This window comes from Burkholderia sp. L27(2015), from assembly GCF_009765705.1.
Classification (GTDB): domain Bacteria; phylum Pseudomonadota; class Gammaproteobacteria; order Burkholderiales; family Burkholderiaceae; genus LMUX01.
Genome location: NZ_LMUX01000021.1, coordinates 547,607 through 564,178 on the forward strand (window position 1 = coordinate 547,607; position 16,572 = coordinate 564,178).

At 59.6% G+C, this 16,572-nt stretch carries 13 protein-coding genes and 1 pseudogene; 6 read left to right on the plus strand and 8 right to left on the minus strand.

Annotation, left to right across the window (positions count from 1 at the left end; genetic code table 11):
- Positions 1 to 2: 2 nt before the first annotated feature.
- From groL to GSQ77_RS20870, 3 genes and pseudogenes are all read right to left on the minus strand, one after another.
- On the minus strand, positions 3 to 1,652 hold the full coding sequence (gene groL, locus GSQ77_RS20860; protein WP_158904664.1) for a chaperonin GroEL: 1,650 nt from the start codon (positions 1,650 to 1,652) through the stop codon (positions 3 to 5).
- 95 nt (positions 1,653 to 1,747) lie between these two features.
- Positions 1,748 to 2,038 carry a co-chaperone GroES gene (locus GSQ77_RS20865; protein ID WP_158904665.1) on the minus strand — a complete coding sequence of 97 codons (291 nt, stop codon included), beginning with the start codon at positions 2,036 to 2,038 and terminating at the stop codon, positions 1,748 to 1,750.
- Between the two features lie 270 nt (positions 2,039 to 2,308).
- Positions 2,309 to 3,034 (minus strand): annotated as a pseudogene (locus GSQ77_RS20870) (substrate binding domain-containing protein); the annotation flags it as partial.
- A 31-nt stretch (positions 3,035 to 3,065) separates the two neighbouring features.
- Between GSQ77_RS20870 and GSQ77_RS20875 the strand changes: the two are divergent.
- Positions 3,066 to 4,076 carry a D-glycerate dehydrogenase gene (locus GSQ77_RS20875; protein ID WP_158904666.1) on the plus strand — a complete coding sequence of 337 codons (1,011 nt, stop codon included), beginning with the start codon at positions 3,066 to 3,068 and terminating at the stop codon, positions 4,074 to 4,076.
- A gap of 132 nt (positions 4,077 to 4,208) precedes the next feature.
- Here GSQ77_RS20875 and GSQ77_RS20880 read toward each other — a convergent pair whose 3' ends face one another.
- The 4 genes from GSQ77_RS20880 to GSQ77_RS20895 form a co-directional block, all read right to left on the minus strand.
- Positions 4,209 to 5,219 (minus strand): GNAT family N-acetyltransferase, encoded by a 1,011-nt coding sequence (locus GSQ77_RS20880; RefSeq protein WP_254067816.1) that lies wholly within the window; start codon positions 5,217 to 5,219, stop codon positions 4,209 to 4,211.
- Between the two features lie 446 nt (positions 5,220 to 5,665).
- The gene (locus GSQ77_RS20885) at positions 5,666 to 6,436 is read right to left on the minus strand and encodes an SDR family NAD(P)-dependent oxidoreductase (protein WP_158904668.1); all 771 of its coding nucleotides are present in this window, start codon (positions 6,434 to 6,436) and stop codon (positions 5,666 to 5,668) included.
- Between the two features lie 70 nt (positions 6,437 to 6,506).
- Positions 6,507 to 7,715 (minus strand): arabinose transporter, encoded by a 1,209-nt coding sequence (locus GSQ77_RS20890; protein WP_158904669.1) that lies wholly within the window; start codon positions 7,713 to 7,715, stop codon positions 6,507 to 6,509.
- A 61-nt stretch (positions 7,716 to 7,776) separates the two neighbouring features.
- On the minus strand, positions 7,777 to 9,129 hold the full coding sequence (locus GSQ77_RS20895) for an amidohydrolase family protein (RefSeq protein ID WP_158904670.1): 1,353 nt from the start codon (positions 9,127 to 9,129) through the stop codon (positions 7,777 to 7,779).
- A gap of 176 nt (positions 9,130 to 9,305) precedes the next feature.
- Between GSQ77_RS20895 and GSQ77_RS20900 the strand changes: the two genes are divergently transcribed.
- The gene (locus GSQ77_RS20900; RefSeq protein ID WP_158904671.1) at positions 9,306 to 10,232 is read left to right on the plus strand and encodes a LysR family transcriptional regulator; all 927 of its coding nucleotides are present in this window, start codon (positions 9,306 to 9,308) and stop codon (positions 10,230 to 10,232) included.
- 63 nt (positions 10,233 to 10,295) lie between these two features.
- Here GSQ77_RS20900 and GSQ77_RS20905 read toward each other — a convergent pair whose 3' ends face one another.
- A complete protein-coding gene (locus GSQ77_RS20905) occupies positions 10,296 to 11,228 on the minus strand; it encodes a LysR family transcriptional regulator (protein WP_158904672.1) in 933 nt (310 codons plus the stop codon).
- 303 nt (positions 11,229 to 11,531) lie between these two features.
- On the opposite strand from GSQ77_RS20905, the gene GSQ77_RS20910 reads away from it, so the two are divergent.
- The 4 genes from GSQ77_RS20910 (at position 11,532) to GSQ77_RS20925 (ending at position 16,545) form a co-directional block, all read left to right on the plus strand.
- Complete coding sequence (locus GSQ77_RS20910) at positions 11,532 to 12,740, plus strand: nitrate/nitrite transporter (protein ID WP_158904673.1); 1,209 nt, start codon at positions 11,532 to 11,534, stop codon at positions 12,738 to 12,740.
- A gap of 91 nt (positions 12,741 to 12,831) precedes the next feature.
- A complete protein-coding gene (locus tag GSQ77_RS20915; protein ID WP_158904674.1) occupies positions 12,832 to 13,614 on the plus strand; it encodes a cyclase family protein in 783 nt (260 codons plus the stop codon).
- A complete protein-coding gene (gene fahA, locus GSQ77_RS20920; protein ID WP_158904675.1) occupies positions 13,614 to 14,927 on the plus strand; it encodes a fumarylacetoacetase in 1,314 nt (437 codons plus the stop codon). The genes GSQ77_RS20915 and fahA overlap by 1 nt, the downstream gene beginning before the upstream one ends.
- A 154-nt stretch (positions 14,928 to 15,081) precedes the next feature.
- Positions 15,082 to 16,545, plus strand: coding sequence for an alpha/beta fold hydrolase (locus GSQ77_RS20925; protein ID WP_254067721.1), 1,464 nt, complete (start codon positions 15,082 to 15,084; stop codon positions 16,543 to 16,545).
- Positions 16,546 to 16,572 lie beyond the last annotated feature (27 nt).

Sequence of the window (16,572 nt, forward strand, 5' to 3'; positions counted from 1 at the left end):
TATTACATGTCCATGCCCATGCCGCCCATACCACCCATACCACCCATTCCGCCGCCGCCCATCGGGCTTTCTTCCTTAGCCGATTCGGAAACAGCGCAATCCGTGGTCAACAGCAGGCCAGCCACCGACGCTGCGTTTTGCAGTGCGGTACGCGTGACTTTGGTCGGATCCACAACACCGGCTTCAACCAGGTCGACGTACTCGCCGGTTGCTGCGTTGTAGCCATAGTTGCCGGTACCGGCTGCCACAGCGGCCACCACCACGCTGGCTTCTTCGCCACCGTTGGTGACGATCTGGCGCAGCGGCTCTTCCATCGCACGCAGGACAATCTTGATACCAGCGTCTTGATCGGCGTTGCTGCCTTTCAGTTCGCCAACAGCCTTGCGGGCACGGATCAGAGCGACACCGCCGCCGGGGACGATACCTTCTTCAACGGCTGCGCGGGTTGCGTGCAATGCATCTTCAACGCGTGCTTTCTTCTCTTTCATTTCGACTTCGGTAGCCGCGCCAACCTTGATCACTGCAACGCCGCCTGCCAACTTGGCAACGCGTTCTTGCAATTTTTCACGGTCGTAATCCGACGTGGCTTCTTCGATCTGGGCACGGATCTGCTTCACGCGTGCTTCGATGTTCTTGCTGTCGCCAGCGCCGTCGATAATGATCGAGTTTTCCTTGCCCACTTCGATGCGCTTGGCTTGGCCCAGTTCGGCCAGCGTTGCTTTTTCGAGCGTCAGGCCGGTTTCTTCGGCGATAACTTGACCACCGGTCAGGATCGCGATGTCTTCCAGCATGGCTTTACGACGGTCGCCGAAGCCCGGTGCCTTGACAGCGGTGGTCTTCAGGATGCCGCGGATGTTGTTCACAACCAGCGTAGCCAGTGCTTCGCCTTCGACGTCTTCTGCGATGATCAGCAGCGGACGGCCGGCTTTAGCAACTTGCTCCAGCAGCGGCAGCAGATCGCGGATGTTCGAAATCTTCTTGTCGTGCAGCAGCACGAACGGGTTTTCGAGCAGCGAAACTTGCTTTTCCGGGGTATTGATGAAATACGGCGACAGGTAGCCGCGGTCGAATTGCATACCTTCAACCACTTCCAGCTCGTCTTCCAGCGACTTGCCGTCTTCCACCGTGATCACGCCTTCTTTACCTACCTTGGCCATCGCTTCAGCGATACGATCGCCGATCGACGAATCGCTGTTGGCCGAGATCGAGCCGACTTGAGCGATTTCCTTGTTGGTCGTGCAGGGCTTGCTGATCTTGCGCAGTTCTTCGACAGCGGCAACCACAGCCTTGTCGATACCGCGCTTCAGGTCCATCGGGTTCATGCCCGAAGCGACGTACTTCATGCCTTCGCGAACGATGGACTGGGCCAGCACGGTAGCCGTGGTGGTGCCGTCGCCGGCGTTGTCGCTGGTGCGGGAAGCAACTTCCTTCACCATTTGCGCGCCCATGTTCTGGAGCTTGTCTTTCAGTTCGATTTCTTTCGCGACCGAAACACCATCCTTGGTCACGGTCGGGCCGCCGAAGCTGCGCTCGAGCACCACGTTGCGACCCTTCGGGCCCAGCGTGACTTTAACTGCGTTGGCCAGAATGTTTACACCTTCGACCATCTTGGCACGGGCGATATCGCCAAATACGACGTCTTTAGCTGCCATCTTTACAACTCCTTGAATTCGTTTTTCTGCTGGTGCGACGCCGGCCAGAATGCTGGCTAGCGTGCGATCCGCGTCCCAACTGATTACTCAGCTGATTACTTGACCAGAACAGCCATGATGTCTTCTTCGCGCATTACCATCAGTTCATTGCCGTCGACCTTGACGGTTTGACCTGCGTACTTGCCGAACAGAATGCGGTCGCCAACTTTGACGTCCATGGCGATCGTTGCGCCTTTGTCATCTTTCTTGCCCGGGCCCACGGCCAAGACTTCGCCTTGATCCGGCTTTTCAGCAGCGGCTTCGGGGATCACGATGCCCGAGGCGGTTTTGGTTTCCTGATCCAGGCGCTTAACGATTACACGGTCGTGCAACGGACGAAGGTTCATACTCACTCCTCACATAGATACGAGAACAGACTCAAAAGCGGCACGGGTAAACCCCATACTCGCCAAAAATTCTGGGATTGTTAGCACTCTCCGCCAACGAGTGCTAAGTATATGGGCGAGGCGTGACAATTTCAAGGCTTGCTGTCCAGATTCGCTTAACTTGGACCCGCGTTCACTTAACGAGGAACTTTCCAGCCGAGAAAGACGATCGCTTTTCTTTTAAAAACAACCTGTTGCTGGAATTCTTCATACCGCATTTGGCTCGCGGAACTAGCTCAGTCGTTCCGGCGACATGCGAGAGGTGCGTGCCGAACCGGCTGAGCGCACTACCGCGCGCGGCGGGATCGCTTCGGACCGCGACTCAAACTGCGCGAGCTCTTTATCAGCGAGCACGTAGTCGCTGCAGTCATGCAGTCGAGCGAATGCGAGATCCAGAAACGCTCTTACTCGCTTGGGCTGAGCCGTTCGGCTTCCGTAGTAGACATGCAACCCGGTGTGCGCGCTCATATGCTGCACAAGCACTGGCACCAGTCGTCCTGCCCGGATATGGGACGCTGCCAGGAAACTCGACAGTTGCCCCATGACCTGACCCGCGAGCACCGCTTGTGCTTCCAGATCTGTGTCATTCGTCGCGAACGAAGGCGACATCTGCCGATGTTCGAGCTTGCCATCCACCGTCAGATACCAAGGCGATACTTTGCCGGTAACCGGATGCCGGAAGACGCTACAGCGATGGGCCGCCAGGTCATCGAGTGTCGATGGCGTCCCGTACGCTCTGAGATAGTCGGGCGCCGCGCACACGACCATCTGGATCGGAAAGAGCTGCCGACCGATCACGCCCTCGTTGGGCGAGGCGCCGAACCTGAAACCGACATCGACGCGATCCAGCACCCAGTTGCCGATACCATCATCGAGCTGGACGTCGGGCTGGATACTCGGATGCGCTCGACAGAACTCGTCAAGCAGTGGCATAAGGAGGGCGACGAACGAGGATTTCTACATTACAGATTAGAGCGAGGCTCACCCTATGAAGCACAAAGTTCTGGTTGCACGGGCAACTTTTCCAGACATCATCGAACGACTCGAAGCGCACTTCGATGTGGAGTGCAACGAGACCGACACGCCGTTCGCACCCGACGAACTGCGCCGCCGGATGGCCGACAAGACGGGCGCGCTACTGCTGGGTACCGATCGGATCGACCAGGCGTTGATCGACAGCTGTCCACATTTGCGTGCGGTAAGCAATGCGTCGGTCGGTTACGACAACTTCGATCTGCCGGCAATGACCCGCGCCTCTATCGTCGCGACGAACGCCCCGAACCTATCGAACGAGAGCGTCGCCGATCTCGCGTGGGGTCTGATGATTGCCGCCTCGCGGCGCATGATCGAGAGTGACCAGTTCGTGCGCTCCGGCTCGTGGCGTGGTTTTGCGTATAACCTCATGCTAGGCATGGACCTGCATCGATCGACGCTGGGCATCGTTGGCATGGGACGCATCGGTCAGGCGATTGCGCGTCGCGCAGCGGGCTTCGACATGAACGTGATGTACTACAACAGAACGCGGCTCGCGCCGGAGTTGGAAGCGCAGAGTCGAGCGCGTCATGTACCGCTCGACACATTGCTCGGCGAAGCGGATCACGTCATCCTGACGTTGCCGTACAGCGCCCAAGCGCATCACCTGATCGGCGCGCCGCAACTTGCTCGGATGAAACGCACCGCTACGCTCGTCAACGTTGCGCGCGGGGGGATCGTCGACGACGGTGCACTGGCGCAGGCGCTCAAGGACGGAACGATCGCATCCGCCGGGCTCGACGTCTTCGAGAACGAGCCGGCACTGCATCCGGAGTTGCTACGCGCCCCCAACCTCGTGATGACACCACACACTGGCAGCGCGACAATAGCAACGCGCCGGGCGAACGCCAATCTCGCCGTCGACAACCTGCTCGCCGCGCTCGACATCGGTCCGCAAGCAGGTCGACCGCCGAGCATATTGAATCCCGAAGTGCTGGATAGACGCCGCGCTTCAGTCGGGCTTTAGAATTTTTCTTTAGGCAAACGTCGCCCTGGCAGCAGATTAGCGATCGAGATGCCGGGCAAAACCTCAGACATCGTCTTCGGCGACTTTCTTACGTGTCTGCGAAATGTGAATTCGGCCTCGCGGTTGAGCGAATTACGCGTCGCGTGCCTCGCTGGATCTCGATCGCAACAAGCGCCGCGCAAGCCGTGCCTGCTTTTCGAGCGCAGAAGCGACCGTCTTGCCAAGTCGACGCTGCACGCGCGAAATCAGATAGAACAACAACCGAATTTCCATCACCCGGCCACGCGCACTAAGAAGAACACAGCGCGTTTGGTGAGATGTTTCGCGATTCGCCCAATAAGTCTTGTACTCGTTGTAGAGGACGCGCATGTCGAAATCCCGACGGTTGGCGTGGGTCCACCTGGCAACGAATTCGGTCAGCAGGTTGCCGACCGAATAGCGGCTGTATGCCTCGTCGTAGGTGAAAATCCAGTATTCAAGCGTTCGGGGTCCAACCAGATTAATCGACGCAGCCACGGGCACACCGTCTACCTTGATGAAGGTGACGAGCGGAACGGTCGACAGGTCCGTTTGCTGCGCAAGCTCGATGAAAAAATCCCTGACCTCATTGTCCATCAGGTATTGTGTATTCAAGCCGCGCGTCTCGGCCCAGCGCCGCTTGTTGGCAAACAGCCAGGTCAGCACTGCCACGGCATCGTCGAACGTGGTGCACCATCCGAATTCGGTACTGCCTATCGAACTTAGCCCCTTTCGGTAACGTCGCAGGTTGCGTCGAAGAGATGGCGAAAGCGTGTCGGTAAAGTCTTCCCATTTGTCGAACTCCCGCAGGCCTATCGAGTATCCGGGAAGCACATTCAATCTTATGGGCGATAACCGCAGCAGCCACGGCTGCGGGCTCGACTCAAGTGCCTCCTGCAACAGGCTGCCATCCTGAACAAACGAAATTTCGAGAACGTCGGCTGGAACCTGCATCGCGGCGCGAACACATTCTGCAACCACTGGCGCCGTTGCCCGACCTTTGATAAGCGGCCCACCGTACTCCTCGATGTTTCCGGACGTCATCACGCTTGCGATGCGCAGCATGCCTTTACGATGAATCGCAAGTGGCCATATCGCCAGCAAATCATGATGGGCATACACCATAACGGCCACAACGAGTCCGCCTTTGGCAATCACACGGGCCGCAGACAATTCGCAATACCGATACGTCAAGCATAGCGAATGCTCTTCAGACGCGGCCTCGAGTTCCTCCCACTCGCGGCGTACGGCTTTTAAATCATTTAGAGTCTCAATGATATGAATCCTGTATGGCGCGTTAGCGACCCTATGCGTCTCGGATAAATCGTTTTGCAATTTGGTATCCATATTATTTCTATTCTCGCTAGGGTCTACCCTGTACGCCCGGCGATTGATCCGGCCGGACATGACTCAAAGTCGCGTCAACGCGCATTTAGGCGCCACATGCAGCATTGTCGCGAACAACGTTTGCGACGGTATATGTGAACGCTTCGATGCGCTCTGCGATGTGCGCTACACCACATTGCGCGCATTCTGTTGTCAGATGTCTTTACGCCATGGTTGGCGAGCGCTTATACCGGCAAATGGACCTTGGAGAGCTCTTCACATCGCGCGATGAGCCGGTTCTGGAGAACAGCATCCTGCGCCTGCGGGTTTGGAGCGAGCGGGTGCAGGTGGTAAAAGTACTGGCCCGTCACCTGAGCTTGCGCATCGTCACTGGCGGCGAGCCAGGCTTGGGTGCGATGCGCCTGATCCATGTCGTCGGGCGCACCGGGACCACCCATCCGGGTAGGTACCCAGCCGGGCTCAAGCGCATTGGAAAAGACATCGGGCCAGCGACGCGCGATCGCGAATGCCACCATTGCATCATGCAGCTTGCTTTCCGCATAGGCCGAGGATCCGTTCCAGCGACGCTTGCGCCAGAGGATGTCGTCGAGATTGGCGTCAGCCTGGTGGTGCATACCAGAGCTGAGATAGACGAGCCGCTTCGGCTTCTCGATCAGCGCGGTCAGGATGTAGGCGGACAGCGTGTTAATCGCGAAGACATGCGGCAAGCCGTCGGTGGTGCGGCGCGGCCCTTCGCGATAGCCGACCGCGGCATTGTGGATCACCGTATCGAAGTGGCCGAGTTCGTTGATGCGCGCAGCAAGCGCCTTGGCGCCGGCGATGGTTTCAAGGTCGCCCACGACGATGGCCTCGGCCTTGGGTAACGCGCGCCGGGCAACTTCTGCGCGGGCGGCGTTCCTGGCATGCAGGACAACCTGGTGCCCTTGCGCGACTAGCAGTTCGCCCGCCATGAAGCCGAGGCCCGTGGACGAACCGGAAATGAATATGCGTGCCATGTGAATTCTCCTGTACTTACTGGATGGTGAACCGGCGACATAGGCGTTGCCGGTTCCGAGGATGAGATGCTCAGCTTGCTGAGCGACGGTTGAGGCGGCTGATCAGGACTAGGCCCATGCCAAGAATCGCGCTTGCCGCACCGAGCAGATAGACCGCGGCGTACCCGAACTGGCCGGCAATGAGGCCAGCCGCGGGCCCGGCAATGCCATAGGCAATGTCGAGGAAGGCGACGAAAGCACCCATCGCACTGCCGCGATTCGCCGGCAGCACGCGCTTGAGCGCCTCGACACCGAGGGCCGGAAAGACCAGCGCGCAGCCAAGGCCGGTGACGAACGCACCCGCGAGCGCCACGATCTCGTACGGCGCGGCCCACAGCATCGCTTGGCCGATGGCTTCGATGGCAAGCGACCAAAGGGCAACGCGATAGCCTCCAACGCGATCGGGCAGATGGCCGAACGCTATGCGCATCAGGATGAAGCCGATACCGAACGCCGTCATGACGAGTCCGGCATGGCCCCAGCCACGCATCGCGAAATAGAGCGAGGCAAATGCCGTAAGCCCGGACAGCCCGACGCCTTGCAGCATCAAGCCCAATCCTTCTCGCCAGATTTGGCTGATCACGCGATAGAACGGCAGTCGATGGCCCGCCGGCGAAACGTACGAGGTCGCAGCAAAGGCAATACCGACAGCGAGCAGCGGTGCGACGATGCACGCAGCCATCGCGCCCTGAAGGCCCAGCCGCTGGTAGAGGCCCATGCCGACGGGCGCACCAATCGCTAGTGCTGCAAACATCGCGATGCCAGTCCAGGACATCGACATCCCTGCGCGTTGCGGGCCGACCGACGCGATCGACCAGGACACACAGCCGGTGACGAACTGACTTTCTCCAAGGCCTGCCACCAGACGCCCTGCGATCACGATGGCAAGACTGGCTGCCGGCGAAAGACCGTGGGTAGCAGCGACCAGATAGAGCAGGCCACCCAAGGCGCAGAAGGCCGCGCCCTGCAAGGCTGCCCGCTTGCCGCCCTGATGGTCGGTCACGTGACCGGCATAGCCACGGGTCAGTACGGTGGCGAGGAACTGAATGCCGATCACAAGCCCAACGACGAGGTTGCTAAAGCCTAGCTTGTCATGCACGAAGAGCGGAATGACGGGAAGCGGCAGACCGACGGCGAGATAACCGCAGAAGAGCATTGCGATGACGGCAAGGGACGGACGGGCCAGATAAGTCGGCGTGGCCTCGGACCGGCCTGTCGTCTTCAGGGTAAGCGACGGCATGATTAACTCCAGTTCAATAGTCGTGGGTGCAGGCCGCCCAGCGAAGGGCGGCCGAACACACTCAGACGGAAGTGTTGAGTGAGGAAGCCGACGTCTCGAAGAGGTCAGGCCGGTAGCCGCTAGCGTCGAGCAGGTAGTCACGAGAGGCGGTCGCCTCAGCCGAAAGCTTCGCCAGATCGACGTCGATCAGCTTGCCGGCACGCTTGCGCAACTGGCCGGCAACCATGACGGTGTCGACATCGGAACGCTCGACAGCCTGGACGATGGTGCCGATGGCGTTGTTCACCGGGAAGACGGCCACGCCGTTGGTGCGCACCATGATGATGTCGGCCTGCTTGCCCGGGGTCAGCGAGCCGATCGAACGTTCCAGACCCGCGGCGCGGGCGCCATTGATCGTTGCGGCTTGCAGCACCGCCTCGACCGAGATCGGCGCGGGAGCGTCGGCCTCGCCGCGGAAACGGCGATACCGCATGGCCGAGCGCTGCTGCCCGAACAGGGCATGCATCTCGCCAAACAGATCGCTGCCGAAGGCGGTGTCGAGGTCGATGCCGAGCGCCGGCGTCAGGCCGTGATCGATCGCCCGCTGATAGGCGAAGCTCTCGTCGTCGAAGCCGAACAGCGCATCTGAACGGGGATTGACGGTGACGTTCACGCCCGCATCCGCGAACAGCTTCCACGTTTCCTCAGGGACGCGAGCGCAGTGATTGAAGATGTTGTGGGTGCCCAGTACCCCCGGCTCTGCGAATTCGGGTGTGAGCTTGGCGAGATCGCCGATGAACTCGGTCAGGATCTGCATGTCGAGCCGGCGTGCGACTTTCCACCAGTCGAGATTGAGCTGACCGAAGAGGCCAACTCGCACTCGGGCGGCTTCACCGTTCCAGTTAAGTGCGAGGCGTTCCAGGTCCTGCGGCAGATGGGCAGCGGATGCTTTCTTATCCATTGCCGCACCGACCATGTGCAGCGCCCGGATGCCGGCCGAGTCGAGTGCTTCGAGCGCGGCATCGGTGTGCTCAGGGCTGCGCGAACTGTGGCAGGCGTCGATGAGGGTCGTAATGCCCGCATCGAGCGAAGCGACCGCCGTCAGCCGGGTACTCAAATACATGTCGGCCGGACGATAATGCGCGCCCAGGGTTTCGGCGACGACATCGATGTAGGCGAAGAGATCGTCAACGTCGGGCATCATCCGGCGCATCACGCCGAGCCACGCATGGTGGTGCGCATCGATCAGACCGGGCATGACGATGCTTCCGGCGGCGTCGATGACTTCGGCGTCATCGGCCTTCAGGTCGGGACCAACGGCCACGATGCGGTCGCCTTCGACCAGGACATCGCCGGTGGCAAGATTGGGAACATTGGCGTCCATCGTGACGATGGTGCCGCCCTTGAAAAGGATGGTACGTGCAGTGCCAGACATGGTGAGCTCCATTAGCTTTGGTTATCGATTACGGCGAAAGGACGGTGCGAAGTCGCCCTACTGAGTGGCGGCAACCACTGCGGCGCGCCGTTGATGAGAAAGATACGTCTCCCGCGACTTTTGATTAAGATAGGGGCAATCAAAAGATTTATGCTAAAAGTCAAAGGTGAGATCCGATGAGTTTTGACGGGAGATTGCTTGCAGGGATGAGCGTGCTGGCGGCCGTCGTCGAGACCGGTAGCTTTACGCGGGCGGGTGAAGTGCTTGGACTGTCGGCTTCGGGCGTGAGCCGGTCTATCTCGCGGCTCGAAGCGCGCATGGGTGTACGGTTGCTGGATCGTACGACACGCGCGCTGCACTTGACCGGCGAAGGCGCCCGGCTCTACGAACTGGCGGCGCCCCATCTCTCCGGCATAGAGGATGCGGCCAATGTCGTGTCAGGCGCGGCTGTGACGGTTCGCGGGACACTGCGGGTAAGCCTGAATCCCGTGTTTGCCCGCAACGTACTGGCACCGAGATTGCCGGAATTCACTGAGCGCTATCCGGAACTCGACCTGGTCGTGGTGCAGCTACCGGATGCGGGCGACCTGGTGACTGAAGGCATCGACGTCGCGGTGCGGTTCGGTCCGCAGCCGGCGTCGGGCATGTCCTCCCGGCTGCTGCTCGAAACCCGCGTGCTGACGGTGGCGTCGCCGTCCTATCTCAAGAAACATGGGCGACCCACGACGCCCGAGAAACTCGCCGGGCACGACTGTATCCAGTACATCGATCCCCAGCACGGCAAACCGTTTCACTGGGAATTTCACCGAGGCAAAGAGATCCTGCCGGTCGAGACCACAGGCCGACTGACGCTAACGGACGTCGATACGATGGTCGGAGCTTGCGTGGCCGGCGTTGGTGTGGCGCAAGTCCTGGCTCTCGGCGTGGAGCATCTGCTTGCAAGCGGTGCCCTGGTGGAGTTGTTCCCGGATTGGCCGGGCGAGACCTTTCCGCTGTACGTTATCAGGCCATCGCGGCGCTTACCTCCGGCTGCGGTCGAGGCATTTCTCGAGTTTTGCTGGGAGCTCTGCCATGGGCCGCGCACAGCGCCAGCGTCTTCCTGAACGCTCGATGCGTTGCGATTGTCGCCGATTATTGTTCCAATATTCCCGTTTTATCGGCGGCGTTCAGGACATGAGCCTATGACTATCCTCATGTCCTTTTGCAACTTCCTGCATCAACTGCCGGAACCACACCAGTGCCGGATCGCGCTCCTGAAACTTGTTGTACTGGACAACTTCAACGAGCTCGGGGATGGGATAGGGGCAAGGAAGCACTCGTAGCGACGGGGAGTCGCGCTGCAGCAATAGGGCAAGGCGGGTCTGCAATGTAGCGATCCGGCGGGTCCCAACCAAAAAAGCCGGCACGATCCGGAAAGTCTCCACGGTCACCTCCGCTCGACGCTGATAGCCCAGCGCGGCCGCTGCCCGGCTGTCAGATGTGACGATTGCGCCTCCGGCCCATTCCATGATCACGTGACCCAACTCAAGATACTGTGTCAACGTGAGCACATCATCGATCCGGTCGTTTTCCGCCCAAGCCAGGCATGACCACGAATCCTCGAACAACGATTCCGAAGGATAAGCCGATCCGGCGCGAAAGTCGGGCGTGATCAGAAGATCGATCTCGCCATTTTCCAGATGCGTGAGCCCTAGCGTGGCAGCAGTGCGCACCCCGAACTTCATCAGGGGCGCCTCCAGGGACGCACGCCTGAGGACCTCGCCGAGAAAAACGCTGATCACATAGTCAGACGTTTCCACCACGATCTTACGGTCCGACGTGGATGGGTCGAAGGCAGGGCTCTCATTCGTTATGGCCTGGACTTGCAGCAGCACTTCCCGGATGGGCCGTTTCAGTTCCTCCGCCCTGGGTGTCAAGACCATCGCCCGGCCTACCTGGACGAGCAACTCGTCATCGAAATACTCACGCAGCCTGGCCATTGCGCAACTCGTCGCAGACTGGCTCAGGAATAGCCGCTGGGCGGCTTTGGTCACGCTGCGTTCGCTTAGCAGCGCGTCCAGAACCACCAGTTGATTCAAGTCGAGTTTGTTGAAGCGCATGGCATCGTCACATTGATCGCATCAATACAGCTTACCAGAAGGATCAATTGTACAAATTCGCTCGTTAAAGGCATTGTGAACACGTGGACGGGAGCGAGCTCTTCGGACCACGAAAAACCTCGCTCCTTGGCCATGACGTCCGTATTGCAAAGACCCAGAAGCAGAACGCCGTTCAATCGTGCAAGAGTTTCGGAGAGTGACTTGTGCATATCAATTCCCGCAGTCCCATCACACCGCGTGACCGAGCAAATGAGCGAGCAAATGACCGCGCTAACGACCGAGCTAAAGAGCTAGAGGTTCGCGATGAATAACCGTTGGCTGGCTCTGCTCATCATTTTCTTTTCGTTCCTCCAGTTCACGCTGAACTGGTTCAACATCGTCCCGGCGTTCGGCGCCATTGTTGCGGACATGCATCTGGCGCTCCCGCAGTTGGGCCTCATCGTGGGAACGTTTATCGCGGGCTATGGCATCGCTCATATTCCAGGCGGCATATTGGCTGAAGTGTTCGGCCTGCGTTTCGCCCTCCTTCTGGGTGTTGCCGTCGAAACGCTGGGCACGCTGATTTCCGCGCGCGCGCCCGGCCTGGACATCTTGCTGATCGGACGCTTTCTGTGTGGGGTCGGTGGGTCGATATACCTCGGCAGCGCGATCGGTTTGACGACCGCATGGTTTCGAGATCATGAGCTGGCGACCGCCAATGGCGCGATCACGGGCGTTGCCTTCACCGCGGGTGCGGCGCTGGGACTCTATCTCTGGGATGGGATCGTGGCCGCGTCCGGATGGCGCCATGCGCTGATGCTAGGCGCAGTCGTTGGCGCAGTGACATTCGTCGCGTTGCTATTTCTGTTCCCGACTCCGCCGCACGCCCGTGCAAGACATTTGGGCGGCAGCCATTTGAGCAAGGGCATGTTTCGACGGACGTTCTACAACCGCGACCTCTGGCTGATGGGCGCGTCCCTGCTCGCAGGCTACGGCAGCTACTTTACTGCGGTCGAACTTCTGCCGGCGTACGCGATATCGCACTTGCATGCGAGCGCTCACGCCGCGAACAAGCTCAGCACGATCTTGCTGCTAAGCGGTTTCATCGGCGGGGCGATCGGTGGCTGGTGCGCGGACCGGCTGTTTGGTCTTGTGCCCACCATCATCGGCGCATGTTGTATTCAGGCTGTGGCAACCGCCCTCATTCCCCTGCTCGATATAGGGGGCGTGCAAATTGCCGCCGCCGTGATCGGGGCGTTTGGAACTCTCAGCTTTGTCGTGTGGATTGCCGTGCCCGGCGCGTATCGCGACAGGATCCCGCTTGCAGACGTGCCCACCGCAAGCGGATTGATGCTGACGATCGCCGCGGTTGGCGGCGTGGTCGTGCCCGCGTTCTACGGCAAGGTCGCGTTGTTCTATAGCCCATCGAGCGCCTGGATCGCGCTAGGCGGCATAGCACTTTTGCTGCCCTTCATCGGACTGCTGGCCCGTCAACCGATTGTGAAAACTGGCATCGAGCCGAAGCGGGCATGACCGCCATCGCCTGAAATGTCATCGCGATGCAAGCATCGCGGGTGCCTCATCAAGTCACTGCTATCGAGCCATTGTCATACGGAGAAAGAAATTGCCACGACTAATCGATATTTCCATCGCGATCGACAACGACACGATTGCGGATCCTGCGACGCTACGCCCTTCGATTGTGTACACCGCCCATGCGGCGTCGGGACCTGCCCTGGTTGCATCATTTCCCGGGATGACCGTCGACCGGTTGCCCGAGGGAATGGGCTGGGCTGTCGAAACGGTCAGGCTGTCGACCCACAACGGCACGCACGTCGATGCACCGTGGCACTACCACCCAACTATGGATGGCGGCGCTCGCGCCATGACAATCGACGAGGTGCCACTCGACTGGTTCATGCAACCGGGGGTCAAACTCGACTTCCGCCATTTGCCGGACGGCCATGTCGTGACGCCCGATGAAATCGACAGTGAACTCACGCGGATCGACCACACGTTGAGGCCCCTTGAAATTGTGGTGATCAACACACGCGCTGGTCAGCGATATGGTCAGGATGACTATGTTTCAAGCGGCTGCGGGATGGGACGTGCGGCGACGCTGCATCTGGCATCGAAAGGCGTGCGCGTTGTCGGAACCGATGGTTGGAGCTGGGACGCGCCTTTTGTGCACACGGCGAAGCGCTTTGCCGAGACTCGCGATGCCAACCTCATTTGGGAAGGTCACAAGGCGGGACGCGAGGTTGGTTACTGCCAGATCGAAAAGCTACACAACCTCGAGAGTCTGCCGGCTAAGGGTTTCACTATCATCTGTTTCCCGACGAAAATTCACGCCGCAAGTGCCGGCTGGACCCGAGCGGTAGCGGTTCTTCCTGACCAGAAAATATAATGTCCAACGCTATTGATTCAACTCATTCCATGGACCTTGAAAGCTGGGTGACAAGTGCCAACGGTCACCCAGATTTTCCGGTGCAGAATCTTCCGCTCGGCATTTTCTTGCCTCGCCGCGGAGCGGCGCGGGCCGGAGTCGCGATCGGTGACAAAATCCTGGATCTGAGGGTCCTGTATGAAATGGCGTCTCCCGATGCAAGGACAATCCTCGCGCCCCTCGCCTACGCTGGGAATCTCAATCGCTTTCTTGCACTCGGAGCGCCGGCTCGGCGCCAGCTGCGCCATTTTCTCTCCACCTTCCTCACCGACTCGACAGCGCAAATCCTGAAGCTGGAAGGCGCGAAATCGCTGCTCCTGCATGAGTTATCCGAATGCAGGCTTGAACTGCCTGTACGGGTCGGCAACTACACCGATTTCTTCGCCGGGGTGCATCACGCAACGTATGCCGCACGTCGCCGCCAAATTCCGGGCAATAGGTTCCCGAACTATGCACACGTGCCGATTGCGTATCACGGTCGGGCTTCCTCGGTTCGCGCGTCGGGCCTTGAGATTGCGCGTCCGGTCGGACAGTTTCGCTTGAAAGACGACTCGGCCCCGATAGTCGCACCATCGAGAAAGCTCGACTTCGAACTCGAGTTGGGGATATGGGTTGGGGCGGGTAACGCTCTGGGTGCGCCGATCCCTATTGATAACGCGCTCGATCATATAGGCGGCTACTGTCTTCTGAACGATTTGTCAGCACGTGATATCCAGGCCTGGGAATCGCAGCCCTTGGGTCCCTTCCTCGCGAAGAATTTTGGATCGGTTGTCTCGCCCTGGATCATCACGCCCGAGGCATTGGCACCATTCCGCACGAGCCGGCCTGTGCGCACCGCTGGCGAGCCCGCACTTCTCGGTTACCTTGATGGTCGTGAAGATGCCGAAAGCGGCGCCGTTTCTGTCGACCTGGAAGTCTTGATCTCTTCCAGGCGCATGCGCGACGCACGCCTCTCGCCCAAGCGTATCTCGACGACGTCGACCCGCGAACTTTACTGGACCGCTTCGCAGATGGTTACGCACCACACGATGGGGGGCTGCGATCTGCGCCCGGGCGACCTCATTGGCAGCGGCACGATTTCCGGTGCCGAACCCGGTTCCGCGGGCAGCCTTTTGGAATTGACAGACGACGGGAAGACCCCGCTCTCATTCGCCACGGACGAAACACGAAGTTATCTTGAGGATGGAGATGAGATCCAGTTGCACGGCAAATGCAGCAGGCCCGGATTTGCCTCTATTGGTTTCGGCGTATGCAAGTTCCGTGTGTCAATGTGAAGTGGCCTGCCAAGGATTACTCTTTTAAAGGTTGAATGATGTGAGGTTTTCTGCCCCGGGACAACGTCTCCCACTAACTGACGTTTGTGCTAATGCATCTCCAAACTAAACCGGGCCGCGGCCCCACTATCGGTCTCCGAAAAAGGAACGCTCTATGTTGCTACTCACCAAACTCATGCAACGCGCCGTGTGCGCGTTTGCAACATCGGTACTCACTCTCGCTTGCGCCGGTGCGCAGGCGGCTGATGTCTCGTACCACTACGCCAACGTTGACGGTATCAAGGTTTTCTACCGGGAAGCGGGAGAAAAGTCCAAGCCGACGCTGCTTTTGCTGCACGGCTTTCCCTCCTCCTCGCACGAGTTCCGTGATTTGATTCCGTTGCTGTCCGACAATTTCCATGTGGTGGCGCCCGATTACCCGGGCATGGGTTATAGCGATGCGCCACCGGCCGACAAGTTCACGCCCACCTTCGATAACGAGACCGCCGTTATCGAAAAATTCGTCCAGAATTTTGGAGATCCCCATCTCATCGTGTACATGACCGACTTTGGCGGTCCGGTTGGCATGCGCATGGCGGTGGATCATCCGGACTGGATATCCGGTCTTGTTTTTCAGAATGCGATTGTGTCCGAAGCGGGCGTTGATCCCGCGCGGCGCGCGCGCGACGCAGCCATCTCAGGCGCGATCACACCGGAGAAGCACGCCTTGGCGGAAAGCCATGTGTCGCTTGCGACTGCGTTGTTGCTCTATCAGCATGGCGCTCGCAATCCGACAGCGCTCAATCCCGACGCTTGGACGAACGATGCGGTGGCGCTGGCAAACCCCGACAGCCGCCGCATCATGACGGACCTGCAACTGAACATTCCGAGCAATGTTGCATTGTTCCCGGTGTGGCAGGCCTACCTGCACACGTACCAGCCGCGCGCGCTGGTTGTGTGGGGCAAGAATGACCCGATCTTTTTGCCGGCGGGAGCCGAAGCCGTCAAGCAGGAAGTGCCCGACGCATCGGTTCACTACTACGACACCGGCCACTTCGCGCTCGAGGAGGACCACGTCGATATCGCCCGGCAGATCAACCAGTTCTTCGCACCCACGCATGTGCGAGGTCAGATCGAATCAGTCGACGGCCATGAGCTCACCGTGTTGACGCGTGAGGGCACGCACATGAAGCTCACGCTTGAGGACCGGACGCGGTACGCCGCAGTCAAGCCCTTTGCTGCCGACACGATTAAACCGGGCGCGTATGTCGGTGCGGCCGGAATGCCCACGGCAAGTGGCATTGAGGCTACCGAGGTCATGGTGTACCGGGAAGAGCGACGCGGAACCGGCGAAGGACATTACGCCTGGGACTTGGCCCCAGGAAGCACCATGACGGGCGCAACGGTAACGTCTATCGTGGACAAACAGGGCGCCCGCGATCTCAACCTGAGTTATGGCGACAAGACGCTCACAATCTCAGTTCCGGCATCCGCACCGGTGGTGACCTTCGCGCCGGCGGCCTTTGACGATCTCAAACCAGGCGCAGCCGTGTTTGTCCTGGCTGTGCCTGGCGATCACGGGCGAGTCGATGCCGCTAGCGTGCTTGTCGAGAAGAACGGCGTCAAGCCGCCTCTATAAGTTACGGGGAGCGCCCTGACCCGGGGC